General features: G+C 72.2%; 19 protein-coding genes and 1 other RNA gene. 7 read left to right on the forward strand and 13 right to left on the reverse strand.

Features of this window, described 5'->3' with window-relative positions; translation table 11 throughout:
- Positions 1-19: 19 nt before the first annotated feature.
- From VSH64_RS34230 to VSH64_RS34240, 3 genes are all read right to left on the reverse strand, one after another.
- Complete coding sequence (locus VSH64_RS34230) at positions 20-1,984, reverse strand: DUF6541 family protein (RefSeq protein ID WP_326566882.1); 1,965 nt, start codon at positions 1,982-1,984, stop codon at positions 20-22.
- Positions 1,985-2,057: 73 nt separating this feature from the next.
- Positions 2,058-3,356, reverse strand: coding sequence for a hypothetical protein (locus tag VSH64_RS34235; RefSeq protein ID WP_407655579.1), 1,299 nt, complete (start codon positions 3,354-3,356; stop codon positions 2,058-2,060).
- Positions 3,353-4,375 carry a glycosyltransferase family 2 protein gene (locus VSH64_RS34240; protein WP_326566884.1) on the reverse strand — a complete coding sequence of 341 codons (1,023 nt, stop codon included), beginning with the start codon at positions 4,373-4,375 and terminating at the stop codon, positions 3,353-3,355. Before VSH64_RS34240 ends, VSH64_RS34235 begins: the two co-directional genes overlap by 4 nt.
- A gap of 71 nt (positions 4,376-4,446) precedes the next feature.
- Here VSH64_RS34240 and VSH64_RS34245 point away from each other — a divergent pair, with 71 nt between their 5' ends.
- On the forward strand, positions 4,447-5,556 hold the full coding sequence (locus VSH64_RS34245; RefSeq protein WP_326566885.1) for a UDP-N-acetylglucosamine 2-epimerase: 1,110 nt from the start codon (positions 4,447-4,449) through the stop codon (positions 5,554-5,556).
- A gap of 132 nt (positions 5,557-5,688) precedes the next feature.
- On the opposite strand, the gene recR is transcribed toward VSH64_RS34245, so the two are convergent.
- A complete protein-coding gene (gene recR / locus VSH64_RS34250; RefSeq protein ID WP_326566886.1) occupies positions 5,689-6,285 on the reverse strand; it encodes a recombination mediator RecR in 597 nt (198 codons plus the stop codon).
- A 3-nt stretch (positions 6,286-6,288) separates the two neighbouring features.
- Entirely contained in the window at positions 6,289-6,651 is a 363-nt protein-coding gene (locus VSH64_RS34255; RefSeq protein ID WP_326566887.1) for a YbaB/EbfC family nucleoid-associated protein, read from the reverse strand.
- An 85-nt stretch (positions 6,652-6,736) separates the two neighbouring features.
- Between VSH64_RS34255 and VSH64_RS34260 the strand changes: the two genes are divergently transcribed.
- Positions 6,737-7,597, forward strand: coding sequence for an N-acetylmuramoyl-L-alanine amidase (locus VSH64_RS34260; protein ID WP_326566888.1), 861 nt, complete (start codon positions 6,737-6,739; stop codon positions 7,595-7,597).
- Positions 7,598-7,615: 18 nt separating this feature from the next.
- Here the strand turns inward: VSH64_RS34260 and VSH64_RS34265 are convergent, their stop codons facing one another.
- Both VSH64_RS34265 and VSH64_RS34270 read right to left on the reverse strand, forming a co-directional pair.
- A complete protein-coding gene (locus VSH64_RS34265; protein ID WP_326566889.1) occupies positions 7,616-9,814 on the reverse strand; it encodes a DNA polymerase III subunit gamma and tau in 2,199 nt (732 codons plus the stop codon).
- A gap of 45 nt (positions 9,815-9,859) precedes the next feature.
- Entirely contained in the window at positions 9,860-11,452 is a 1,593-nt protein-coding gene (locus VSH64_RS34270; RefSeq protein ID WP_326566890.1) for an ALF repeat-containing protein, read from the reverse strand.
- A gap of 124 nt (positions 11,453-11,576) precedes the next feature.
- Between VSH64_RS34270 and VSH64_RS34275 the strand changes: the two genes are divergently transcribed.
- Complete coding sequence (locus VSH64_RS34275; RefSeq protein WP_326566891.1) at positions 11,577-12,443, forward strand: spermidine synthase; 867 nt, start codon at positions 11,577-11,579, stop codon at positions 12,441-12,443.
- Positions 12,444-12,467: 24 nt separating this feature from the next.
- On the opposite strand, the gene ffs is transcribed toward VSH64_RS34275, so the two are convergent.
- From ffs to VSH64_RS34290, 3 genes are all read right to left on the reverse strand, one after another.
- Positions 12,468-12,562, reverse strand: an RNA gene (ffs, locus tag VSH64_RS34280) — signal recognition particle sRNA small type.
- Between the two features lie 28 nt (positions 12,563-12,590).
- Positions 12,591-13,019 (reverse strand): roadblock/LC7 domain-containing protein, encoded by a 429-nt coding sequence (locus VSH64_RS34285; RefSeq protein ID WP_326566892.1) that lies wholly within the window; start codon positions 13,017-13,019, stop codon positions 12,591-12,593.
- Positions 13,016-15,637, reverse strand: coding sequence for a sensor histidine kinase (locus VSH64_RS34290; protein WP_326566893.1), 2,622 nt, complete (start codon positions 15,635-15,637; stop codon positions 13,016-13,018). The genes VSH64_RS34285 and VSH64_RS34290 overlap by 4 nt, the downstream gene beginning before the upstream one ends.
- Before the next feature lie 261 nt (positions 15,638-15,898).
- Here VSH64_RS34290 and VSH64_RS34295 point away from each other — a divergent pair, with 261 nt between their 5' ends.
- Entirely contained in the window at positions 15,899-16,813 is a 915-nt protein-coding gene (locus VSH64_RS34295; protein ID WP_326566894.1) for a serine/threonine dehydratase, read from the forward strand.
- Here VSH64_RS34295 and VSH64_RS34300 read toward each other — a convergent pair.
- The 3 genes from VSH64_RS34300 to VSH64_RS34310 all read right to left on the reverse strand — a co-directional run bounded on the left by VSH64_RS34300 (position 16,800) and on the right by VSH64_RS34310 (position 21,064).
- Positions 16,800-18,758, reverse strand: coding sequence for a glycosyltransferase family 39 protein (locus tag VSH64_RS34300; RefSeq protein ID WP_326566895.1), 1,959 nt, complete (start codon positions 18,756-18,758; stop codon positions 16,800-16,802). The genes VSH64_RS34295 and VSH64_RS34300 overlap by 14 nt on opposite strands.
- A gap of 67 nt (positions 18,759-18,825) precedes the next feature.
- Positions 18,826-20,337: a sensor histidine kinase gene (locus tag VSH64_RS34305; RefSeq protein WP_326566896.1), complete on the reverse strand. Its 1,512-nt coding sequence runs from the start codon at positions 20,335-20,337 to the stop codon at positions 18,826-18,828.
- Entirely contained in the window at positions 20,315-21,064 is a 750-nt protein-coding gene (locus VSH64_RS34310; RefSeq protein WP_326566897.1) for a response regulator transcription factor, read from the reverse strand. Before VSH64_RS34310 ends, VSH64_RS34305 begins: the two co-directional genes overlap by 23 nt.
- Before the next feature lie 540 nt (positions 21,065-21,604).
- Here VSH64_RS34310 and VSH64_RS34315 point away from each other — a divergent pair.
- From VSH64_RS34315 to VSH64_RS34325, 3 genes are all read left to right on the forward strand, one after another.
- Positions 21,605-22,231 carry a hypothetical protein gene (locus VSH64_RS34315; protein WP_326566898.1) on the forward strand — a complete coding sequence of 209 codons (627 nt, stop codon included), beginning with the start codon at positions 21,605-21,607 and terminating at the stop codon, positions 22,229-22,231.
- A gap of 575 nt (positions 22,232-22,806) precedes the next feature.
- A complete protein-coding gene (locus tag VSH64_RS34320; RefSeq protein ID WP_326566899.1) occupies positions 22,807-23,964 on the forward strand; it encodes a sensor histidine kinase in 1,158 nt (385 codons plus the stop codon).
- A gap of 85 nt (positions 23,965-24,049) precedes the next feature.
- Complete coding sequence (locus VSH64_RS34325) at positions 24,050-24,721, forward strand: response regulator transcription factor (protein WP_326566900.1); 672 nt, start codon at positions 24,050-24,052, stop codon at positions 24,719-24,721.
- The last annotated feature ends 13 nt before the right edge of the window (positions 24,722-24,734 follow it).

Raw genomic sequence — 24,734 nt, forward strand, 5'->3', positions numbered from 1 at the left:
CGGAGATCACTCTAACTTCTCACTGACCGTGAGGGTCGGCGGACCCGGGAGAGGCACCGGCGGCGACGACACCCTGCTGGCCTTCGATCTGGTAGATCGTGGCGCCGTCGTTGTGGAACACCTCGTGGAAGTCCGGACCGGCGACGATGTCCGCGACCCCGACCGAGGCCTCGGCCGTGGGCGTCGCCTTGCCCTTGCCCACGATGACGTAGCGCACGTGCAGGTCGGTGAGGTCCTTGCGCACCTGCGGGTACTTGTCGATGTCGTCGAGCCACACGGACAGGTAGCCGGCCTCGGTGTCCACGTCGGCGCCGTAGAAGGTCCACTCCACCGGGGTGACGCCGGCGAGCGCGTACATCCACACGGATCCGTCGGCCTTGTCGTTCATCACGCGCTCGCCGGGCGAGGTGTGCTGGCCCAGCCACTGGTAGGCGGCTTCCTCGGCCTTCGACACGGTGGGGCCGTCGCTGTAGTTGATCTCCAGGCGCGCGGTGTTGCGCCCGATGTACCCACCGCGGCTCAGCCCGCCCACCACGAGGGCGATGAGCACGGCGCCGATCAGGCCGAGCGTGGCCGGCTGCAGCTTCACCCGCGAGCCGACCTTGCGGGCGAACCAGCCCGAAGCGGTGTGCGTGAACTCACCGAAGGCCACGGAGCCGGCCAGCGGCACGAGGGCCGCGATGCGCCAGTGGTCGTTGTAGAAGATGCCGGTGATCGTGTGGATCAGCGGCGTCTCGAGCGACACGGTGGCCGCGAACAGCCCGCCGAACACGATGTACGCGCCGACCATCCACATCATCCGGCGGTGGCGCACCATGAGGAAGATGCCGATGATGGCCGGGATGCCGATCCACCACTGCGGGAAGGCGGCCATCGGGGAGAACGTGATGGTCTCGCCGAGACCGCCGCTCACCGTGGCCTCCGAGGCCCAGGTGGCGCTGGTCACGCCGCCGGCGTTGTAGAGCGAAGGCAGCACGAGCGGCACGCCCAGCACCGCGGCGAGCACCACGGTGGCGATGAGCGAGGGGCCGGAGCGGCGCCAGTCGATCTTCTCCCAGCGGAACAGCACCGCGAGGAGGATCAGGATGAAGTAGACGGCGATCACGAACACGATGCTCGTGTGCAGGCCGGTGAGCCCCGCCACGCCGACACCGATCGCCACCGGGCCGGCGATGCCCATGGGCTTCAGCAGCAGCTTGGCGATCGCCAGCATCGCCGGGATCATCGCGACACCGGCCACGTACGGCCACAACGGGCCGCGCCACAGCGAGTCGTACGGGAACGCGGTGAACCACGTGGTCACGGCCGCGGCGGCGGCGATGCCCAGCGGCGGCATGTTCCAGGCCCGGCACATCGCGGCGACACCGAGCGGCACGCTGAGGATCACGGCGAGCACCGCGAGGTTCAGCGTGGGCATCATCGTGAGCCCGGCCTTGTCGAACACCAGCGCGAGCAGCGCGTGGTAAGTGTCGGGGTAGAAGTAGTTCGTCTGGTTGGGCAGGTTGGCGATCGTGCCCACAGTGGACGGCCGCGCGTCGCCGTGTTCGGCGATCCAGCGCACCAGGTTCGCGTGGAACGGCGCGTCCCAGCCCTGCTGCACCCGGTCGATGCCGTTGGTGCCGCGGAGGAACGTGACCGTGCCCACGGCCATGCCGACGAACACGCCGAGGCCGATCAGCACGTGGTCGCGCACCGAGCGCGCCGGCTTCTCCTCGGGCTCGCGCTCCGGGTGGCGGCGCGCGGTGAAGCGGCGCACGCCGAAGCCGATCGCGAAGCCGACGAGCGCCAGCAGCACCGTCCACAGTGCCACGTCGAGCAGGTTCCAGCGGATGCCCAGGTCACCCAGCACCGGCACGCCGAGCGCGACGATGCCGAAGGTCAGCAGCGGACCCGCCGCGGCGAGCGTCCAGCCGCGCAGCCCGATGGCGGTGCCGAACACCAGCCCGGGCACCCAGAAGGCGAGCAAAATCAGTACTACGTTCATCGGATTCGCTGTCCAACCCTTACCGGCTCTTCACACCGACGACACCGCCGGCCTGAGCTCGCCTGCACAGTACTCAGACGCCCGGGGTGGCCCGAACGTTGCCCGGTCGCCGCAAAACGAACGCCGCCGCGACCACGAGACCCACCGTCGGCCCGACCGCCAGCCCGACCACTGCCCGCAGGATCGTGTCACCCGGCAGCAACACCAGCACCAACGCCGTCGAAACGGCGACCACGGCCCAGGTGACGAGCACCTTGTTCGCCTGCGTCCTGGCGACGAGGACCGCGGTCATCAGCTGCAACGCGGTGAGCAGCACGGCACCCCACACCATGCCCGCGACCCACCAGCCCTCGGCCGATGCGTAGTTCGCGCCGAAGAGCAGCTTCACCAGCCACGGCCCGATCAGCAGACCGACCAGCGCGCCCACCACGCCGACGACGAGCGTGCCCACCGTGCCGAGCGCGAGCAACCGGCGCAGGCGGTGTCTGCCGTCGGTCGAACCGGAGAGCCGCACGACCGTGGGCACCGCGAGCGCCTGCAGCGGCGTGAGCAGCAGCAGCGGAACCCGGGAAACCTGCAGGGTCGCGAACAGCACGCCCACGCGCGTGGCGTCGCCCCCGGGCGCGAGCACGTTGACCAGGGCCGGATAGCCGGTGATCACGCTCGCCGTGAGGCCCGCGCCCAGCAGCAGCAGGAGGATTCGCGAGGTGACCGGGCGCCAGCCCTCGCCCTCGAGGTTCGGGTCCACGAGCCGGCGTGCCGGGCGCAGGAACAGCAACCACGCGAACGACCCGACCGCCGCGGCGATCGCGAAGGACACCACGCCGGTGAGGCCGGCGACCACGACGAGTCCCAACAGGACGGCGCGCAGCGCGGCCTCGGCGACGACCAGCCAGGAGTAGGGCCGGATGCGGTTGTGCCCGACCAGGAGGCCACGAGTGGCGAACTGGCAGGCGAACGCGATCCCGCCGCACAGCGCGATCACGCCGAGCTCCAGGTGCCCGGAGTAGAGCCGCTGGTTGAGCACCGGTACCGCGATGGTCACCGCGGCCACGACCGCGATCGCCACCGCGCCGACGGTGAGCGCGCGCAACGCGGGCTTGCCGACCCGGCCACCGTCCATCGAAGCGACCGCGGACTGGCGTGAAAGCTCCTGCTCCAGCGGCGAAAGCGCACCGCCGAGCCCCATCAGGATGCCCCAGAACGAGGCGAACACCGCGTTGTCGATCGGACCGAGCAGCCGCGGCGTCAGGAAGGAGAAGACGTAGCCCAAGGCGATGGCGACCAGCAGGGAGATGCCGATCTTGCCCGCCGACTTGCCCGTTTCCCGAGCGAGTGAAGGCTCGCTGTCCGCGGTCACCGGCGTGCTCATCGGCCGGCCCGGCGGCGCGAGCGCAGGGCCAGGACCAGACCGCGAACGGCACCGGCACCGAAGCCGGCGCCGAAAACCGGGGCGAGCAGCGCGACCGCGCGCGCTTCGGACTTCGTGGCGCCGAAGCGCGTGACCGCGGCACCCGCGGCGGCCGAGCCGGCGGCGGCCAGTGCCACGGCCGTCTTCGGGCGGCGCGCGGCCAGGCCCAGACCGAGGACACCGACGGCGAACGCGGCGAAGAGGCCGTTGCGGGCCGGGCCCGGTGAGGCGAGGTAGGAGTCCACGAACGTGGTACCCCGGAAGTAGGACTGCGCGGTGAACTTCTTGAAGGAGTCGCGCCCGTGGTAGGTCGCGGAGAGCTCCGGTGCGAGGAAGATGCGGTGGCGCTCGGCGATCCAGCGCAGCACGCCCGTGTCGTCGCTCGCGAAGCGGGAATCGTCGAACAGCGATTCGAATGCGGCGCTCGCGTTCTCCAGAACTTCACGTGGTGCGGAAAAGAATCCGGTGCCCTTGGGAAACACGTCGAATTCGTCGATCCCGAACGACATCAGTCGCGGATTCGCGCAGTAGCGCCGCCACGGAATCTTCACCATGCCGGCGAGGAAGCCCGCGTACGGATTGTGCTCGGAGTCCACGTTGATGTGGCCGTTCCAGACCGTGCGCTCGGGGTGCGCCAAGAGCTGGTCGCGCAGGAACACGAGCGCGGTCTCGTCCACGATCACGCGGCTGTCGACCAGCAGGACCTGCTGCCCGGAGGCCTTGGCGAGCCCGGCACGGCGGGCTTCGAAGCGGCCGCTGTTGGGCTGGGCCAGCACGGTGATGCCGTGGCGCCGCTGCAGCGCGGCCAGCTTCTCGGGGGTCGCGTCGGTGCTGCCGTCGTCGACCACGACGATCTCCGCCGGCCAGCCCGCGGCCTCCGCGGCCGTGACCAGTGCGCCGACGCTGCGTTCGATCCAGTCCTGCTCGTTGTAGACCGGAATCACGACGCTGAGCGAGGGGAGGAGCGGGTTCGCACTCACGGGGCGAGGCTACCCTGTGCGGTCGGGCCGGACGTGCCCAGTATCCTTCGGGCACCGCAAACCGACCAGAAATGGGCCTTACGGTGATTTCCTTCATTCTCGGCACCACCGCGGAACTGATCAAGATCGCGCCGGTCTACCACGGGATCGCCGAGCGCGGCATGCGGCCGAAGATCTGGTTCACCGCGCAGCACGTGGACGAGGTGGCCGACGTGCTGTCGGACCTCAAGCTGCCGGAGCCCGACGTCTGGCTCGTGCCGCAGGACAAGGCCCACAACCTGGAGTCGCCGGCGCAGGTGCCGGGCTGGGCGGCGCAGGTGCTGCGCACCGCGTGGAGCCGCCGGGCCGAGCTGCGCGCCGCGCTGAACGAGGACGGCCGGCCGCCGCTCGTGCTGGTGCACGGCGACACGTTCACCACGCCGTACGGCTCGCTGATCGGCAAGCGCATCCTGAAGTCGCGCGTGGGGCACGTCGAGGCGGGCGCGCGGTCGGGCAGCATCCTGTCGCCGCTGCCGGAAGAGCTGAACCGCAAGATCGCGGCGAAGATCGTGGACATGCACTTCGCGCCGAGCGCGCGTGAGGTGAACAACCTGCGCCACGCGCGCGGCGTGGTCGTGGACACCGAGGCCAACACCGCGATCGACGCGATGCGCCTGGCGATCGGCCAGCCGCTGGACGTGCCGAACCTGCCGGAGAAGTTCGGCCTGGCCACGCTGCACCGCTTCGAGCTCGTGTCGCGCGCGGACAAGTACCGCGAGGTGCTGGAGATCCTGCGCGAGCAGAGCCGCAAGATGCCGATCCTGTACATGGCCGGCGCGCCCGAGCGCGAGAAGATCCGCTCGCTGGGCCTGGACAACCTGTTCGACGACAAGTTCATCGCCCAGCCCAAGATGCGTTACCTGAAGTTCCTGCCGCTGGTGGCGCGCGCCGAGTATGTGGTCACCGACTCCGGCGGCCTGTCCGCCGAGTGCTACTACCTCGGCCTGCCCTGCGCGGTGCACCGCGAGCGCACGGAAACCCCGCAGCACCTGGGCGAAACCGTGGTTCTCACCGAGATGCGCGGCGACAAGCTGCAGAACTTCCTGGACACGTACCAGAACCGCCGCGGTGAGTCCTGGATGGACAAGTACCACCCGTCCGACATCATCGTGGACACGCTGGCGCAGCTCGGCTACTGCTGAGCGGCCCCACCGCGCTCGATGAGGGGCGCCTTCCCGGAACCTGATTCCGGGAAGGCGCCCTTCGCACGTTTCGGGACCGACGAAAACGGCCCCTTCACCTCGATCGGGTGAAGGGGCCGGTTCGGTTGCTCGTTACAGAACCCGCCGGCCGGACAGAGCCCGGCCGAGCGTGAGCTCGTCCGCGAACTCCAGGTCGCCGCCCATCGGCAGGCCCGAGGCCAGCCGCGTCACGGACAGGCCCGGGAAGTCGCGCAGCATGCGGACCAGGTACGTGGCCGTGGCTTCGCCCTCGGTGTTGGGGTCCGTGGCGATGATGATTTCCTTGATGTCCGCCGCACCGATGCGCTTGAGCAGCTCACGCATGCGCAACTGCTCCGGACCGATGCCCGACAACGGGTCGAGCGCGCCGCCCAGCACGTGGTAGCGGCCCTTGAACTCGCGCGTGCGCTCCACGGCGAGCACGTCCTTGGGCTCCTCGACCACGCAGATCACCGTGAGGTCGCGGCGCTCGTCCCGGCAGATGCGGCAGGTCTGCTGCTCGGAGACGTTGCCGCAGATCTCGCAGAACTGCACGCCTTCCTTCACCTTGCCGAGCACGTCCTGCAGGCGCCCGATGTCGGCGGGATCCGTTGCCAGGAGGTGGAAAGCGATGCGCTGGGCGCTCTTCGGCCCGACCCCGGGCAGCCGCCCGAGCTCGTCGATCAGGTCCTGGACCACACCCTCGTACAAGGGTCAGCCGCCGAACCCGAGGCTGCCGAGGTCCGGCATCCCACCGCCGCCGCCGAGGCCGCCGGCCAGGGGGCCGAGCTTCTGCTCGGTGAGCTTCTGCGCGTTGGCCGAAGCGTCGCGCACCGCGGCGACCACGAGGTCCGCCAGGGTCTCGACGTCGTCCGGGTCGACCACCGTGGGGTCGATCACGAGGTTCTTGAGCTGGCTGTCGCCGGACACCGTCGCGGTGACGAGGCCGCCGCCCGCGGTGCCCGTGACCTCGGTGTTCGCGAGCTCCTCCTGCGCCTGCACGAGCTGCTGCTGCATCTGCTGCGCCTGCTGCATGATCTGCGACAGATCGAAGCCGCCGCCGCCGGGTTGCACCATGATCGCTCTCGATCCTTCCGCCACTGGGTGTTCCTCCCCAGCGTAGCCGCGTCTGCCCGGGCGCCCCGCGCACGCCTGTGGCACGGTGGGCGCCGTGCGCGTGAACCCTCTTCCGCTGCTGGCCGGCCTCGTGCTGCTCACGGCGTGTTCCGGTGGCGGCGGAACCCCGGCGGCGGCCCCTTCGCCGGTGGCCCAGTCCCCGGCTTCGTCGGCTCCGGTGACCACGTCCTCGGCCCCGGTCCCGACCACGTCGTCGTCGACCCCGCCACCGCCGTCGTCCTCGAGCGAACCGGCGGTCACCGGCAAGGTCGTGGTGCTGGACCCGGGCCACAACGGCGGCAACGCTTCGCACCCGAAGGACATCAACCGCAGCGTGCCCGCCGGGCGCGGGCAGATGAAGCCGTGCAACACCACCGGCACCGCCACCAACGCGGGCTACAGCGAGCACGCCTTCAACTTCGCGGTGGCGCAGGAAGTCGGCGCCGCGTTGGCCGCCAAGGGAATCAAGGTCGTCTACACCCGCACGAACGACACCGGCGTGGGCCCGTGCGTCGACCGCCGCGCGGAGATCGGCAACGACGCGAACGCCGACGCGGTGGTGTCCATCCACGCCGACGGCTCCACCTCGGCGGGCGCGCACGGCTTCCACGTCGCGTACTCGTCGCCGCCGTTGAACGCCGCGCAGGGCGCGCCGTCGACCAAGCTCGCGCGCACGGTGCGCGACGGACTTCGCGCCGACGGCTTCACCACGTCCACCTACATCGGCAGCGCGGGTCTGTCCGCGCGCTCCGACCTCGGCGGGCTGAACCTGTCGACGCGGCCGACGGTGCTCGTGGAGTGCGGCAACATGCGCAACTCCGCGGAGGCCGCGCTGATGTCCTCGGCCGCGGGGCGCGCGAAGTACGCGGCCGCCATCGCGTCAGCGATCGAGGCGTACTTGAGCTGACCGGCGCCGAGGCGGGGTTCAGTCGAGCGGACGCGCGCCCAGGTGGTCGGAGATCAGCTTGCGGGCGATCTCGTCCGGGTCTTCGTCCGGGGACGGCGGCGGCGGAGGCGGCACGGGGCTGGAGTCCTCCGAGTAGATGTCGTCGTCCTCGTCCGACGGCTCCGGCGGGAGCGGGATGTCGGGCTCGCTCGTGGCGACCTTCGGCCGCGCAGGCGGTTCCGGCGTCCGCGCGGGCTCCGGGGCGCGCGGGGGTTCCGCGGCGGCGGGCTGTTGCGCCGGTGCGGCAGCCGCGGCGCCGGCCGACGGGCGCGTGAACGACCGCTCCGCCGTGGGCGCGGCCTGCTGACGCTGGGGTGCGGCCGCGCGGGACGGCGCCGCGGCACCGGAAGCACCAGCGGCTCCGACGGCACCGTGGACGCAGCGGACCTGCCACTCGCCACCCAGCACGTCGGACAGGGCGCCGGCGATCTTGCGGGCGTTGTCGTGGTCGGACAGGCGGCGGGCGAGCGGCTCGGACTTGTGGGTGAGCGTGACGCTCGTGCCTTCCACCTCGGCGACGGTCGCCTGCGTGAGCATGGCTTCGAGGCTGCGGCCGCCGGAGAACTTGCGCAGCGCGGCGAGCAGTTGCGGCCAGGCGTTGCGGATGCCGGCGGCGTCGAAACCACCGGCGGCCGGGGCCGACGGTGCGGCGACAGCGGCCTCCGGCTCAGGCGCAGCGGCCGGTTCGGCGGCGGGCACGGGAGCGGCGGCAGCGGCCGGTGCAGGCGTCGAAGCAGGGGCAGCAGCGGCGGGAGCGCCACCGGGAGTTCGCGGGGTACCCCAGCCGTCGTCGGCCGGGGGCGGCGTCGCGGGAGCCGGGCTTGATTCTTCCGCCGGACGCGGGGGCGCCGGTGCTTGCGCGGCGGGCCGCGTCGGAGCGGCGGGCGCCTGAGCGCGAGCCGGTGGCGCGTCAACCGGAGCAGCAGGCGCTGAGGCGGGTCGCTGGGACGGCCGTTGGAACTCCACCGCGGCCGGTCGCACCGGCGGCTCGACCCCGGCTTCGCCGCCGCCACCGGCGACGACAGCGCGGCGTTCGAGCCGCTCGATCCGGGCCAGCAGCGCCTTTTCCGCGTCCGTGACCGAAGGCAGCAGCATCCGCGCGCAGAGCAGTTCGAGCACGAGCCGCGGCGACGTGGCGCCCCGCATCTCGAGGAGTCCGTTGTGGACGATGTCGGCGTAGCGCGACAGCGTGCCGAGACCGATGCGTTCGGCCTGCGCGCTCATCCGGCCGAGTTCTTCGGCGGGCGCCGACACCAGGCCGCGCTCACCGGCTTCGGGCACGGACCGCATCAGCACGAGGTCACGCAGGCGGTCGAGCAGGTCGGTGGCGAAGCGGCGCGGGTCGTGGCCCGCGTCGGCGAGCTTCTCGACGGTGCCGAACACCGTGGCCGCGTCTTCGGCCGACAGCGCGTCGACCATGTCGTCGATCAGCGCGACGTCGGTGACCCCCAGCAGGGACACCGCGCGCGGGTACGTGATGCCCTCGGGTCCCGCGCCGGCGAGCAGCTGGTCGAGCACCGACTGCGTGTCGCGCGCCGAACCGCCGCCCGCGCGGATCACCAGCGGGTACACGGCGGGCTCGACCTGTGCGCCCTCGGCCGCGACGTTGCGCTCCAGCAGCGCGCGCATCGAGCTCGGCGGGATCAGCCGGAACGGGTAGTGGTGCGTGCGCGAGCGGATGGTGGTGAGCACCTTTTCCGGCTCGGTCGTGGCGAAGATGAAGATCAGGTGCTCGGGCGGCTCTTCCACGATCTTCAGCAGGGCGTTGAAGCCCTGCGTGGTGACCATGTGCGCCTCGTCGATGATGAACACGCGGTAGCGCGATTCGGCGGGCGCGTAGAAAGCCTTGTCCCGCAGCTCACGGGCGTCGTCGACACCACCGTGGCTGGCGGCGTCGAGCTCCGTCACGTCGACGCTGCCCGGCCCCTCGGGCGCCAGCGCGCGACACGAGTTGCACTTGCCGCACGGGTCCGGCGTCGGACCTTCGACGCAGTTGAGCGACCGCGCCATGATGCGCGCGCTCGAGGTCTTGCCGCAGCCGCGCGGCCCTGAGAACAGGTACGCGTGGTTGATGCGGCCCGCCGCGAGCGCGGTCCGCAGCGGTTCGGTCACATGCTCTTGGCCGACGACCTCGGCGAAGGTCGCCGGACGGTACTTGCGGTACAGCGCGAGAGCCACTCCGCGAGAGTACCGGCACCGACCGACAACCTTCGCCGGGCTTGGTCAGCGCACAGAGGCGGCGGCCTTCGCCGCGTCCGCGACCAGCGCGTTCACCTTGGCCACGTGGGCGGCGGTCACGGCGTCACGCTGCTGCGCGCGCGGCACCTCGTTCGCCAGGAACGCGCCCAGCGCCGAGTCCGGGCCGTCGAGCGCGCCCTGCGCGACCGCGTTGACCTCTTCGGCGCCGGGGGCCGACATGGCCCGACCGATGAAGATGCGGTTGTCGATCTCCTTCGCCTGGTACTGGCCCTTCTCGAGGAACGCGGTGATGTCCGCGGGCGTGCCGTCGAGCGCCTTCTGCGCCCACTCCTTGGTCGCGGGACCGCCCGCGGCCAGGATCTGGTCCACGGCCACGCGCTCGTCGGTGTTCTTGCCCGGGTACTGCTTGGTCCGCAGGAACTCCTTGACCTGAGCCCAGGTGCCGGCCAGCGCGTCGGCCGCGGCCTGCTTCAGCGCGGGCTTGCCGTCGCCGGTCGCGATCGCCGAAACGGCCGCACGGTCGTCGGCCTCCTGCGCGGTGTCGAGACCGGTGCGGACGAACGTGGTCACGTTCTCGTCCGTGCCGCTCAGCGCCGCACGCGCGGCGGTGCGCACGGCGGGGCCGGCGTTGCGCAGCAGGTACAGCGCGGCCGAGCGGCCGTCGGTCAGCGCGAGCGCCGGGTCGGTGCCGGACGCGGCGGCCTCGGCGAGCTGCCGGTCCTTCTCCGCCACGAGCTTCGCGGCGGCGTCGGCCTTCGCCTGGGCGTCGGCCTGGGCCTTCCCGTCGGCAGCGGACGCGGCCTGCCCCGCCTGCTGGCCGGCGGCGAGCTGCGTGTTCAGCCGGTCGGTGTTCGCCTTGCGCGCGTCGGCCGCGAGCTTGGCCGCCGCGTCGGCCGCGGCCTGCGCCTGGGCCTTGAACCGGAACGCCGCGGCCTTCACCGCGAGGTCGCGCTGGTGCGTCACGGCCGCGATCTCGGTGTCGCCGGCCGCGGCGACCTTGTTCCACAGGTTCAGGAAGTAGCGGACGTCCTCGATCGTGCCGCCCAGCGCCGCCTGCCCCGCCGCCTTGACCTCGGGCCCGCCGGCGGACATGACCTGCGTGGCGCGCACGCGATCGTCGTCGGCCTGCGCCGCGGCCAGCCCGTGCTGCAGGAACTCGTGCCGGTCGGCCGGGGTGCCGTCGAGCGCGACCTGCGCCGCCCGCTTCACGCCGGGGCCGCCGGCGGACATGGCCTGGTTGACCAGCAGGTCCTCGTCGATCTCCCGCGAGACCTGGATCCCGGTGGCGAGGTAGGCGCGCACGTCGTCCGGGGTGCCGTCGAGCGCCTTCTGCCCGTCGCGCTTCACGATCGGACCGCCGGCGGCGATCGCCTGGTCGAGGAGGAGCCGTTCGTCGTTGTCCTGCGCGTTCTGCCGGCCGGTGGTGAGGAACGCGTGCAGCTCGTCGGCGGTGCCGAGCAGCGCCTCGCCGGCCTCGCTCGTCATCGTCGGACCGCCGGTCTCGTACAAGGCCACGGCCTGCGCGCGGTCGCTCAGCACGTCGGCGTTCGCCGGCGTGGCGACGCCCAGCCCGAGTGCCAGCACGGCACCGGCGACGAGCAGTCTTGTCCCGTTCAACGACTTTCCCCCACTTCGACAAAGGATCTTCCGACCCCTTATCGGCGGAGACCCGAAGGCGTTTCACCTGTTCACGAAATCGCCCCAGTACGCTCGAACCGACTCGTCCGAAGAGAGGAACCCCGTGAGCCGTTCTGCCCGCAGCCGGGACAAGGGCGGGCCGCGGCCGGGGAAGTACCCGGTGCGGTTCGGTACGGCCGAGCTGCTCGCCGACGCCGATCGGGCCAACGCGTGGCTCGTGTCGGTCGACGGGGTGGCGCAGTCGTACGTCGACCTCGACGATCCGACGAACCTCGAGTTCGACTACGTGCGCCGGCTCGGGGACGTGGTCGACTGCCTGCGCGAGGGGCCACTGGACGCGCTGCACGTGGGCGGCGCCGGCTGCACGCTGCCCCGCTACGTGGCGGCCACGCGGCCCGGCTCGCGGCAGCTGGTGTTCGACGCCGACGGGCCGATGATCGAGCTGGTGCGCGAGCAGCTCGACCTGCGCAGCGTCGCGCGGTTGAAGGTGCGGATCGAAGGTGGCCGCGAGGGCGTGGCGTCGCGGTACGACGCGTCGGCCGATCTGGTGGTGGTGGACGCGTTCGAGCGGGCGTCGTTCGCCGGCGGGCTGGCCACGGTCGAGTTCGTGAGCGACGTGGCGCGGGTGCTGCGCGGCGACGGTGTGGTGCTGGCGAACGTGACCGACGGCCCCGGTCTGGCGTTCGTGCGCCGGTTCCTGGCGACGGTGGGCGAGGTGTTCCCGCACGTGCTGCTGCTGGCCGACCCCGGGGTGCTGCGCGGGCGGCGCTTCGGCAACGTGGTGGTGGCCGCTTCGCGTGAGCCGCTGCCGGTCGACGTCCTCACGCGCAAGGCGGCCTCTTCGCCGTACCCGGCGCGCTGTGTGGCAGGGGACGAGCTGCGCAAGCTGAGGGGGAAGGCGCTGCCGGTGTGGGACGCCGATCCCGTCGCGTCGCCGGTGCCGCCGGAGGACGTGCTCAGGGTGTTCTGAGCCGGCCGGAGAGGTCCCGAAAAAGAAAGGGGACCCCGCGCACCCGCCAGAGCCTGCTTATCCTTGCTGCCTTCCGGCCCTGGGGAGGTTCACAGGGTGGACGCCGCGCGGGGTCCGTGGTCCAGTGTAGCGGAGCCGGCCCGGCCCCTAGCTGCCGACCGCTTGTTTGAGCTCTTCGATGAGCCCCGGCGTGAGCACCTCGGTGGCCCGGTTGGCGAACATCGCCATCTCGTACGCGATCGTGCCCAGGCTGGCCTGCTTGTTGGCCAGCACGCCGAGCGAGCAGCCGACGCTGATGGTGCAGACCAGCAGGTACCCGCGCTCGAGCTCCACGATCACCTTGTCCGGCGAACCCAGCGGGTGGCTGTCGGCCACACCCTGCGCGAGGCCGAGCATCGCGGACGAGATGGCGGCCAGCCGGTCGGCGTTGGCGCGTTCGAGTTCCTGGGACATGGCGATCAGCAGGCCGTCGGACGACACCGCGAGCGCGGCGATCGCGCCGGCGGTGTGGAGTGCGAAGCGGTTGACCAGCCAGTTGAAGTTCTGCGCCTCGGCACTGACTTCCGGGATCGTCATGTCTCTCCTCCTGCGTTGGTGCCGGCGGTGGCGGTGGCCCGCGACGCGTCTGCCTTGGCCACGCCGTCGGAGTACGAATCGAAGACTGCCCGTTCGGCGGCCGGGTCACGCAGCCCGCGGCGCACGGCCCGCAGCGGCGTGCGGATCGTCTGCTGCGCCTTCAGCCCGGGGGCCAGCTGAGCACCGGGGACGCGACGGGCGAGCTCCTGGTCGACGGGCGCGAACCGCTGCGTGGCGAGGCCGCGTTCGAGCCGGGCCGCCAGCTCCTTCGCGCGGGCGACGGCGGTTTCCACCGTCTGCTGGGCCGGCACGTGGTGGACCGGTTCGGCCGCCACTGGCTCCGGTTCGGGCTCGGGTTCCGGCTCGGGTTCCGGCTCGGGCTCGGGTTCCGGCTCGGGCTCGGGTTCCGGCGGGTCGGCGGACAGCGCCGTGGCGAGGTCGTCGCCGTCGAACGTGAGCTCGTCGGGCTCGGCGTCGGGCCACTGAGGATCTGACTGAGGATCTGACTGAGGATCTGCTGGAGGTTCGGCCGAAGGACGTTCCGATGACGGGGATTCCGGCTCCGGGTCGCGGAACCACGTGAACCCCAGCGACGCCGTGGCCAAAGCCGCGATCGCCGGCGCCGGCAGGGGTTCGGGCACGCGCGCGGTGTCGAACAGGTCCGCGGCCTCGGCCGCCGGCGCCCGATCCGCCGCCAGAGCCATCGACGGCTCGGCGGCCGGCTCGTCCCGGCGGTCGAACTGCCCGCACGGCACCGTGACGCGCGCGGTGACTCCGCCCGTGTCCGGCGTCGGCGTGAGCTCGACCCCCAGCCCGTGCCGGCGCGCGAGCCGGCCGGCCACGAACAGGCCGAGCACGCTCGTGGGCGCCAGCTCCAGGCGTTCGCGGTCGAGCAGCCGCCGGTTCTCTCGCGCCAGCATCGCCTCGGCCATGCCGATGCCGTGGTCGACGATCACCACGACCAGGTCGCCGTCTTCCCGGAACTCCGTCTCGACCTCGACCGACGTGGTCGGCGCGGAAAACGACGTCGCGTTCTCCAGCAGTTCGGCGAACAACCGAACGAGGTCCGCACCGAGCGAAGACGACAGCTGCACGTCGGGCAGCTCACCGAGCCGCACGCGCGGGAAGTCCTCGATCTCGGCGAGCGCGGCGCGCACCGCCGTGGACAGCTGGATCGGGCCGGAGATCGGGTTGTCGTCGTGGGTCCCTGAGATCACCAGCAGGTTGTCGGCCGTGCGGCGCAGGCGCGCGGACAGGTGGTCGAGCCGGTAGAGCCCGGCGAGGGCGCGCGAGTCCTGCTCGTGGCGTTCGAGCTCGTCGACGAGCGCGAGCTGGCGGCCGACGAGGTTCTGCGTGCGCTTGGCGACGTTCGCGAACATGAGGCTGGTGTTGCGCCGGGTCAGCGTCTGGCGTTCGACCAGCGCGGCGGCAGTGGTCTGGACCCGGTTGAACGCGGTGGCGAGCTCGCCCAGCTCGTCGTCGGAGGCGACGTCGATGGTCGCCAGCCGGGGCGCTTGGTCGTCGTCGGCCTCGGTGTCGCCGACGCGCACGAGCTCGGCGTCGGCGAGGTCGGCCACCGACGTGGCGGCCGAGGTGAGCCGCCGCAGCGGCTCGGCGATCGAGCGGCTCACGGCCAGCGCGAGCAGCGCCACGAGTCCGAAGAGGACGGCCGCGCCACCACCGACGAGCCAGGCCAGCCGGGTCGCGGCGGCCGCGCGGTCGCCGGCCGCGGTGTTGATCTCGCTGGTCACGCGGTCCTGCGCGGCGCGGCGTTCGTCGGCTTGCTGCTGCGCGGCGGCCACCACGTCGTGCACATACGGCTCGGGCCGGCTGTCCGGCTCGGGCAACTGCGCGGCGAGCTGGTCGACGCGACGCGCGGCGGGGCCGGAGTCGACGCCGGCCACGAGCGCGGCCTGGTCGTGGCCGGCGAGCTGGGTGAAGCGGTCGGCGTGCACCTGCGCGCGCTGGGTCGTTTCGTCCAGGAGGGACTGTCCGGACGAGCGCGACTGGGCCGCCACGACCAGCGCGGTGACGCGCAGCGACTCCTCCTCGTCGGACCGCAGCAGCGCTTCGAGCGCGGAGAGATCGCGGGCGCCTTCGTTGTCGGCAGTGGTGCGCGGCACGAGGTGCAGGCCGTCGATCACGGCGCTCACTACGGAGTCGTACGTGCGCGCGATGCGTTCGGCGGAAATGCTGCGGCGCAAGGTGTTCTGCCGCTCGTCGCCGAGCGAGCCGACCCGGGCGAGCGCCGTTTTCAGCTCGGCCGGTGCGTCGGCGCCGAGCTTCACCCGCACCTGGCCGACGGTCGCGTCCACCGCCTGCTGCTGGTGCACGAGGTCGGCGTCGGTGGTCGAGGGCGAAGCCACGAAGGCCGCGGCGAGCACGCCTTCGCGCTGCAGCTGCCACACGAGACCGCTGAGCACCTGCGTCTGCCACGCGGCCCGCACGGTGTCGTCGGCCGAGGTGACGCTGCCGGCCTGCTTGACCACGAACGGCACGGACACCATGAGCACGGCGGCCAGCGGCGGCAGGAGCAACAGGTTGAGCTTGCCGCGGATGCCGAGTCTGGACAGCACCCGCGCACCGGCCCACCGGGGCCGGGCCCTGCCGTGGCGCATCGGCGTCACCTTCCCGTTCCTCCGCTCACGGCCACCGCCGGCGGAGATCTGTACACGGACATCTGTACACAAAGGAGCTTTAGATCGAACGGCTGACAACAGGAAGGGGGACCGGGCAGAGATCTCGACACGCACAGTGAGGCCCGTACCGTGACGGACGAGGGTGGCCGGCCCCTGGCTCTTCCGCGCGAGAGCTTAGCGACTGGCACAAGATCCCGACAACGCTTCAAGACCGCGTGTCCCAGGACGAAGATGGACGATATGAGCACACCACCGCGTACCCCGACACCCGCCGACGTGGCCGCGGCCGCCAATCGCATCCGGCCACACGTTCGGAGGACGCCGCAGCTACGGACCGAAATCGACGGTCGGCCCGTGGTGCTCAAGCTCGAACAGCTGCAACGCAGTGGCTCGTTCAAGCTGCGCGGCGCCGTCAACGCGCTGCTCGCCGGGCCCACGCCGCGCCGCGTCGTCACGGCGTCGGGCGGCAACCACGGCCTCGGCGTGGCGACGGCCGCGCAGGCCCTCGGCGTGCCCGCGGTCGTGTACGTGCCCGAGACCGTGCCCGCCGCGAAGGCCGCCGGGATCGAGGCGGCGGGCGCGAAGCTGATCCGCCACGGCGCGACCTACGCCGAGGCGGCGGCCGCGGCGCTGGCCGTCGGCGACGAGCCCGGCACGCGGTACCTGCCGGCCTACGACGACCCCGACGTGATCGCGGGCCAGGGCACCGTCACGGCCGAGATCGTGGCGGACGACCCGGACGTCGACGCCGTGGTGGTCGCCGTCGGCGGCGGCGGGCTCGCGGCCGGCACCGCGCTGGCCGCGAACCGCCGACGCGTGTTCGCCGTGGAGCCCGAGCGGTGCCGGGCGCTGAACGCCGCGCTCGAAGCCGGGCAGCCGGTGGACGTGACGCTCGACTCGGTGGCCGCGTCGGCGCTCGGCGCGACCCGGGTGGGCGAAGTGCCCTTCCGGATCCTGACCGCCCCGAACGTCACGTCGGTGCTGGTCAGCGACGCCGAACTGCTGGCCGCGCGCGACCGGCTGTGGGCCGAGTTCCGCTTGGCCGTGGAGCCGGCCGCGGCGGTCCCGCTCGCGGCGTGGCTCGCCGGTCGCGTTCCCGCCGCGCTGCCGTGCTTCGTCCTCTGTGGAGCGAACGCGGGCGTTACTTTCGCGTGAGGTCGTAGACGGTGGTGCCGCCGACGGTCATCGCCGGGAAGTGCTGCTGGACCCACGTGGTGATCTGGCCGGCGGTGCCGCGGCTGCCGCCGAACCCACCGAACCCGCCGCGGCCGCCGCGCGTGCTGCCGATGAAGTAGTGCACCTGGCCGGCGCTCACGTAGTGCTCGAACTGCGCGAGCGTGGGCGCCGGGTCGCTGCCGCTGAAGCCGCCGATGGCCATCACGGGCTTGCCGCTGCTGAGCGCGAGCCCGGCCGACTGCATGGCGCCGGTCTGCGCGGCGGCCCACTTGGTGGTGCTCGCCTGGAGAAGTCGATCAAGATCCACTGTGGACGCGGTGGGCGCGCCGAAGCCGCCGAACCCACCCCCGAACCCGCCCCCGAATCCACCGCGGGAGCCGCCGCGTTGGCCGGCCGCTCGGGCCGGGCCTGAAGACGGCTGGCCGCCGGTGTGGGCGGTCGCGGCCGTGGCGACGGTGAACGACGCCGTGCCGAGCAGCGCCGCCACGAGGCCGAGGATCGCCACGCCGGGGCCCGCGCGCCGCAGCGAATCCGCGCCGAAGAGCACCGCCGCCGAGCCGATCGCGCCCAGCGCGAGCACGGCGTAGCGCAGCCACGGCTGCCACTCGGGGGTGCGCTGGAGCAGGACGAACGCCCACACGGCCGTGGTCGCGAGCATCAGGGCGAGCACCGCGCGCGGCCCGAAGTTCGCCCGGCCGCGCCACAGCTCGCAGGCGGCGATGGCGATCGTCGCGGCGATGCCGGGCGCGAGCGCCACCGTGTAGTACGGGTGGATGATGCCGCTCATGTAGCTGAAGACCACCACGCTGACCACCGTCCAGCCGCCCCACAGCAGCAGCGCGGCGCGCGTGCGGTCGGTGCGCGGGGCGCGGCGGGTGAACCACAGGCCGGCGACGAGCCCGATCAACGCGGCGGGCAGCAGCCACGACGCTTCGCCGCCGAACTGCTCGGTGAACAGCCGCGTGAGGCCGGTGCCGCCGCCGAAGCCGCGGAACCCGCCGCCACCGGCTCGCTCGGGCAGGTCGAGGCCGGCCGGCAACTCGGGCCTCGCACCTCCGGCCCCGGCGCCGCCGTGGCCCTGCCCGAAGATCCGGCCCAGGCCGTTGTAGCCGAAGGCCAGCTCGAGCACACTGTTGTTCGTGGAGCCGCTGATGTAGGGCCGGTCGGCCGCGGGCCACAGCGCGACGGCGAGCACCCACCAGCCGGCCGACACCAGCACCGCGCCCGCCGCGGCGAGCAGCTGCCACACGCGCCGGCCGAGCGGCGTCGGCGCGGCCACGGCGTAGGCGAGCACGAACGCCGGCAGCACCAGGAACGCCTGCAGCATCTTGTCGAGGAACCCGAACCCGATCGCGACGCCCGCGAGCAGCAGCCACTTCGTGCTCGCCTGTTCGAGCGCGCGTACCAGGCAGTAGCCGCCGGCCACGAGCAGCAGCACGAGGAACGCGTCGGGGTTGTCGAAGCGGAACATCAGGGCGGCGACGGGCGTCAGCGCGAGCGCGGCGCCTGCGAGGAGGCCGGCGCCGGGGCCGGAGAGCCGGCGCACGGCGAGGTACAGCAGGCCGACGGACGCGACGCCCGCGAGCGCGTCGGGTACCAGCATGCTCCAGCTGGAGAAGCCGAAGATCCGTCCGGAAAGTCCCATCACCCACAGCGAAAACGGTGGTTTGTCGACCGTGACCACGTTGCCCGGATCGAGCGAGCCGAAGAACCACGCCTTCCAGCTCTCGGTGCCGGCCTGCACGGCCATGGCGTAGAAGTCGTTGCCCCAGCCGGAAATCGCGACATCCGTGAGGTACAGGGCGGCCGTGGCGAGCAGGAGTACCGCCACCGCGGGCCGGACCCAGCGGGGTCTCCCGGCCGGTGGCGCCGAGCCCGTGGGGTCCACTGTGGTCGGTCCGGGCACGGTGAGGGCACTCGTCATGCGGGCCATGCTCTTGACGGGGCTTGTGGCTATCTTGTGGGGTCGCTGTGCGCGTCCTGTGAGAAATTCACGACTGGGTGAGAGTCGGGTCACGGTACTCGGGGAACATTGCGACAAACTCCGTTCGACCGGGCTCGCTGAACACCGAGACACGGCCGCGGTGAGCCGCCACCACGGCGGCGACGATCGCCAGGCCGAGGCCGGTGCTGCCGGCCGCGCGCGAGCGGGAGTTGTCGCCGCGGGCGAAGCGCTCGAACACCTCGGGCAGGATTTCCGGCGGGATGCCGGGACCGTCGTCGAGCACCGAGAGCCGCACCCAGCCGTCCTGAGTGGACAGCGCCGTGGTCACGGTGGTGCCGGGCGGGGTGTGGGTGCGCGCGTTGCCGAGCAGGTTGAGCACGACCTGGTGGAGCTGGCCGGCGTCGCCGAGCACGCTGATCGGCTCGCCCGGTGCTTCGAGGCGCCACTTGTGGTCGGGCCCGGCCACGTGGGAGTCGGCGACGGCGTCGGCCACCAGGCGCGAGAGGTCCACCGGCTCGGGCACGACCGGGCGGCCGGAGTCGAGCCGCGCGAGCAGCAGCAGGTCCTCCACCAGCGTGGTCATGCGCGCCGACTCGGATTCCACCCGGCTCATGGCGAACGCGACGTCGGGCGGCACCTGTTCCTTGCTGCGGCGGGTGAGCTCGGCGTAGCCGCGGATGGCGGCCAGCGGGGTGCGCAGCTCGTGGCTGGCGTCGGCGACGAACTGGCGCACGCGGCTTTCGCTGGCGTGGCGGGCTTTCAGGGCGTTGGCGATGTGGCCGAGCATGCGGTTGAGCGCGAAGCCGACTTTGCCGACCTCGGTGCTCGGGTCGGTGTCTACTTCGGACACCCGCTCCGAAAGCGCCACTTCACCGCGGTCGAGCTGCAATTCGGACACGCGCGTGGCGGTGGCGGCGAGGCGGTCGAGCGGCGCCATGGTGCGCCGGATCGTCACGGCGCCTGCGAAGCCCGCCACCAGGATGCCGCCGAGCGCGACCCCGCCGAAGATGAAACCCAGGCGCCACAACGTGTCCGAGATGTCCGAGAGGGGCAGGCCGACCACGGAGAAGTCGCCGCTCGGGGAGAACGACGCGATCACCCGGTACTCACCGAGGTCGCCGCCGAGGTCGATGGTGCGGCGGTGGCCGTCGGGCGGGAGGCCGAGCAGCAGCTTCTGCTGGGTCTGGCTGATCTGTTCCAGCGGCGGCTTCGCCTTCGACGGCGGCGTGGGGCCGAAGTTGAGCACGGCGGCGCGCACAGTGCCGGCGTGGACCTGCACGGCGAGCGTGCCGTCGCCCTGGCCGAGCACCCGCAGGGGGTCGGGTGGCGGTTTGTCGCCGTAGATCCACGGTGGCCGGTCGCCGCTGCGGAAGCCGCGGTCGGTCGCCGCGGCGAGGCGCTTGTCGAGCTGGCCCACGAGGAAGTCGTTGAGCGCGAGCTCGGTGACCACACCCACGACCAGGCAGACGAGCGCCAGCAGCGCCGCGAGCTGCACGATCAGCCGGCGCCGCAGCGACCACGGGCGCCGGGTCCGGTTACCCGGCGGGCTTGAGGACATACCCCGCGCCGCGCATCGTGTGGATCATGGGCTCCCGGTCGGCGTCGATCTTCTTGCGCAGGTAGGAGATGTAGAGCTCGACGATGTTGGCCTGGCCGCCGAAGTCGTAGCTCCACACGCGGTCGAGGATCTGGGCCTTGGAGAGCACGCGCTTGGGGTTGCGCATGAGGTAGCGCAGCAGCTCGAACTCCGTGGCGGTGAGCGGCACGAGATCGCCGGCGCGGTGGACCTCGCGGCTGTCCTCGTCGAGCGTCAGATCGCCGACGACCAGCTGCGAACCGCTGGCCCCGGTGACGCCGTTGGCGCGCCTGAGCAGCGCGCGCAGCCGGAGCGCGACTTCTTCGAGGCTGAACGGTTTGGTCACGTAGTCGTCGCCGCCCGCCGTGAGCCCGGCGATGCGGTCCTCCACGGCGTCCTTGGCGGTGAGGAACAGCACGGGCAGGAACGGCGCCTCCGCCCGCATGCGGCGCAGCACCTCGAGGCCGTCGAAGTCGGGCAGCATCACGTCGAGCACCACGGCGTCGGGCCGGAAGTCACGCGCCACGCGCACGGCCTCGGTGCCGTCACCCGCGCTGCGCACCTCCCACCCCTCCATCCGCAGGGCCATCGCGACGAGCTCCGCCAACGTCGACTCGTCATCGACCACCAGCACCCGCACCGGGCTGCCGTCAGCGCGGCGCAACTCGTCCTTGCCCCGGCCGGGCGACGTCGCGTTCATACTGCTCATGGTGCCATCCTCGGGGCCGGTCTTCAGGCCGAGCTGTGCGGTGGCTGTGGGTTTCCTGTGCGCGCTGGGCCGGTTTCACGCGGTGGTGTTCGGTCCGTTTCGGTCGGGGTGCTGTGCGTGGTCGCGCCGTTTCGGTCGAGCGGCCGTCGTCTTCGCGCTGTTTTGCGTCGGCCGTCCGTCGTGGTCGCGCTGTTTTCGGTCGAGTTGCCGTCGCGCCACGCTGTGGTCGAGCTGCCGTCGTGCTCACGCTGGTTTGATCAGGCTGCCGTCGCGCTCGCGTGTTCGGGTCGACCGACCGTCGCGCTCGCTCTGTGTTGGTCGAGCTGGTGTCGTGCTCTCGCCGTTTGGTGGAGCTGCCGGCGTGGTCGCTCTGTTTGATCGAGTGGCCGTCGTGCTCGCGTGTTTTGGTCGAGCTGCTGTCGCGGGTCGTGCCGCGGTCGTGGCCCTCCTTGCACAGCCTCAACCCACTCCGGACACAGCTCCCGCACAGCGGCGCGCACGACGCTCGACCCGGACAGCACCGACCCGGAGGACAACACCATGACGACCGATCCAGCACAGGGCGCCACGTGGGGCGCGCCTGGCGGTGAGCCACCGGCCACCCCGAAGAAGTCGTGGTCGGGCCGCAAAACGGCCATCGCCGCGGGCGTCGCGGTAGTCATCGCCGTCGGCGGCGGCCTGGCCATCTGGGCCGGCACCAGCTCCAACGACGCCTCGGCCCAGCAATCCCCCGGCGGCTTCCGCGGCCCCGGCGGCACCGGCGGCCCGGGCGGCTTCGGCCAAGGCGGCCCCGGCGGCCAACGCGGCGCCTTCGGCGGCGCCGCAGCCCTGCGCGACGCCCTCCACGGCGACTTCGTCGTCACCGACCCCACCGGCGGCTACACCACCGAACGCCTCCAAACCGGGGCCATCACGGAGATCAGCGCCACCTCCGTCACCCTCACCAGCAAGGACGGCTACAAGCAGACCTACGTCCTCACCTCCTCCACCCAGCAATCCAGCACCGCCCCCAAAACCGGCGACAACGTCACGGTCCTGGCCAAACTCTCCGGCACCACGGCCACCGCCACCTCGCTCGAACCCGTCACCACCGCCACCGGCCGCGGCGGCCAACCGGGCGCCAACGGCCAACCCGGCCAGGGCCGCCGCCGCTACGGCAACAACTGACCCACCCCAGCTCCCCGCGCCACCCCCACGCCCGGCGCCCGCCCCGACCGCCATCGGGCCGGGCGCCGGCCCGTTTACCCCAGCGCGAGCGGTCCCTTCACCCCACGGACCCGGCACGACCGGTCCCCTCGCGCGCCAGCCTCACCACGAGCGGTCCCTTCGCACCGTCGACCCAACTACCGGGCGCCGAGCACGACCGGCCCCCTCGCACTGTCAGCCCGGTACGGCCGGTCCTTTCGCACTGCCCGAAGCCGCACGACCGGTCATTTCATGCCGGCCTTGCCGCACGACCGGTCCCCTCGCGCCGCAAGGTCCGCACGACGGGTCCGGTCGCTCCTCGCATCCAGCGCGAAAGGTCCACTCTCGACAGCCGGCATGAACGGTCCCTTCGCCCGCCCGACCCGGCACGACCGGCCCGTTCGCGCCGCCAATCCCGCCTCGGCACGAGCGATCCCCTCGCACCACAGTTGCGGCGCGAACGGCCCCCTCCCACACCCCACAAAGCCACGACCGAACGTGCGACCCCTCCCCCAAAACCACCCCACAACCCCACCCCCACTGCGTACCTTGACCCCGTGCGAGACATCAGCAGCTCACTGGCGCGCCAAGCGCTGCTGGTAGCCCTCGTCTGCCTCATCTGCGACGTGGCCCTCTTCTCCCTCCGCGGCCCCCTCCCCGAAGCAGGCTGGCGCGGCTGGGTGGTCCTCGCCGGCGCGGTGATCGTCGACGCGGCCTTGGCCGGCGCCGCCCGGTACTCGGGTTGGGTGGCGGGGGCGCACGCGGTCCTCTTCGCCGCCGCGCCGCTGCTGCTGTGTACCTGCACCGGCTTCGTCGTCGGGAACAACGCGGGGATTCTCGTCGCCGGGTACCGGGCAGGCGCGTGGTTGCGGACGGGGCCGGCGGTGGTCGCCTTGGTGGCGATGCTGGCGGGCGTCGGCGCGGGTGAGTTGTGGGGCGGTGGGCGGGGGTCGAACCCGGCGTTGATCGCGATCAGCATGGCCGTGTCGGCGGTGTTGCCGTGGCTCGTCGGGCGGTACACGACGGCGCGGGGCGCGTACATCGCCTACCTGGGGCGGGAAGCGGACGAGCGCCGCAGGCACGAAGCCGAGGCCGTGCGCCGGGCGGTGCAGGAGGAGCGCGAGACCATCGCGCGCGATCTGCACGACGTGATCTCCCACCACGTGAGCGCCATCGGTGTCCACGCGGGTGCGGCGCGGCTGGGTCTGCCGCAGGGCGAGCCCGAAGGCGCGCTGCACAAGTCGCTCGGGGCGGTCGAGTCCGCGAGCCGCTCGGCGATGGCGGATCTGCGCCGGCTCCTGGATCTCCTGCACGCGCGCGGGGACGAAGCCGCCCAGCCCGGGCTCGACAACCTCGACGAGCTGCTCGACACCGTCCGCGCCGCGGGGCTGCCGGTGCGGCTCACGGTCCACGGCGACGTGCGCGAAATCCCCGGCTCACTCGACGTCGCCCTCTACCGCATCGCGCAGGAAGCCCTCACCAACGCGCTGCGCCACGGCACCGGTCCCGTCGAAATCGAGCTCGACCACCGGCGCACGGAGATCGTCCTCACCGTCACCAACGAGGCCGGCCGGCCCGACCCGCAACGCGACGGCGCCCACCGCGGCCTCGCCGGCATCCGCCAGCGCGTCACGCTCTTCGGCGGCGAAGTCACCTACGGCCGCCGCGACGACACTTGGCAGGTCAAAGCCAGTTTCCCCCTGGAGGTCGCATGAACACGAGCATCCCCGCTCCGGGCCGCCGGCGGACCACAGGAGGTCGCATGAACACGAGCGCAGCCCGCGGACCACAGGAGGTCGCGTGATCCGGGTCCTGCTCGCCGACGACCACGCCATGTTCCGCTCCGGCATGCGCGCCCTCCTCGACACGCAGCCCGACTTCGAATGCGTCGGCGAAGCGGCCGACGGACGCGAAGCCGTGGCGGAAACCCAGCGCCTCAAGCCGGACGTCGCGGTCCTCGACGTGCGCATGCCCCGCCTCGACGGCCTCGCCGCCACCGAAGCCATCCTCGCCACCCCCGGCAACGACACCCGCGTGCTGGTCCTGACCACCTACGACGCCGACGAATACGTCTACCGGGCCCTGCGCGCCGGCGCCAGCGGCTTCCTCCTGAAAAGCCTCGCCCCCGAAGAACTCGTGGCCGCCATGCGAGTGGCCGCGAGAGGAGACGCGTTGATCGACCCCTCGGTCACGCGCCGGCTCGTGGCCAGCTTCGCCACCAGTCTCGAGCCCCGCGCCGCCGAGCCGCCGGAGCTCGCGCGGCTCACTTCCCGCGAGCGCGAAGTGTTGCTTCTCATCGCCGACGCGCGGAGCAACGCCGAGATCGCACGCCAGCTTCACGTCGGCGAGGAGACTGTGAAGACGCACGTGTCGCGCGTGCTGGCGAAGCTCGGCCTGCGCGACCGCGTGCACGCCGTGGTCTACGCCTACCGCAACGACCTCGTCGCCCAGAGCACCACGGAAGCCCCATAGCCGAAATCCCTCA

The organism is Amycolatopsis rhabdoformis, assembly GCF_035918295.1.
In the GTDB taxonomy this organism is placed as follows: Bacteria; Actinomycetota; Actinomycetes; order Mycobacteriales; family Pseudonocardiaceae; genus Amycolatopsis; species Amycolatopsis rhabdoformis.

Excerpts from the sequence above, each read along its gene's own strand:
- VSH64_RS34235 (WP_407655579.1), bottom strand. The coding sequence starts at position 3,356 with ATGAGCACGCCGGTGACCGCGGACAGCGAGCCTTCACTCGCTCGGGAA.
- VSH64_RS34305 (WP_326566896.1), bottom strand. The coding sequence starts at position 20,337 with ATGTCCTCAAGCCCGCCGGGTAACCGGACCCGGCGCCCGTGGTCGCTG.
- VSH64_RS34310 (WP_326566897.1), bottom strand. The coding sequence starts at position 21,064 with ATGAGCAGTATGAACGCGACGTCGCCCGGCCGGGGCAAGGACGAGTTG.
- VSH64_RS34290 (WP_326566893.1), bottom strand. The coding sequence starts at position 15,637 with ATGCGCCACGGCAGGGCCCGGCCCCGGTGGGCCGGTGCGCGGGTGCTG.
- VSH64_RS34255 (WP_326566887.1), bottom strand. The coding sequence starts at position 6,651 with ATGGTGCAACCCGGCGGCGGCGGCTTCGATCTGTCGCAGATCATGCAG.
- VSH64_RS34230 (WP_326566882.1), bottom strand. The coding sequence starts at position 1,984 with ATGAACGTAGTACTGATTTTGCTCGCCTTCTGGGTGCCCGGGCTGGTG.
- VSH64_RS34245 (WP_326566885.1), top strand. The coding sequence starts at position 4,447 with ATGGGCCTTACGGTGATTTCCTTCATTCTCGGCACCACCGCGGAACTG.
- VSH64_RS34295 (WP_326566894.1), top strand. The coding sequence starts at position 15,899 with ATGAGCACACCACCGCGTACCCCGACACCCGCCGACGTGGCCGCGGCC.
- VSH64_RS34315 (WP_326566898.1), top strand. The coding sequence starts at position 21,605 with ATGACGACCGATCCAGCACAGGGCGCCACGTGGGGCGCGCCTGGCGGT.
- VSH64_RS34300 (WP_326566895.1), bottom strand. The coding sequence starts at position 18,758 with ATGACGAGTGCCCTCACCGTGCCCGGACCGACCACAGTGGACCCCACG.
- VSH64_RS34285 (WP_326566892.1), bottom strand. The coding sequence starts at position 13,019 with ATGACGATCCCGGAAGTCAGTGCCGAGGCGCAGAACTTCAACTGGCTG.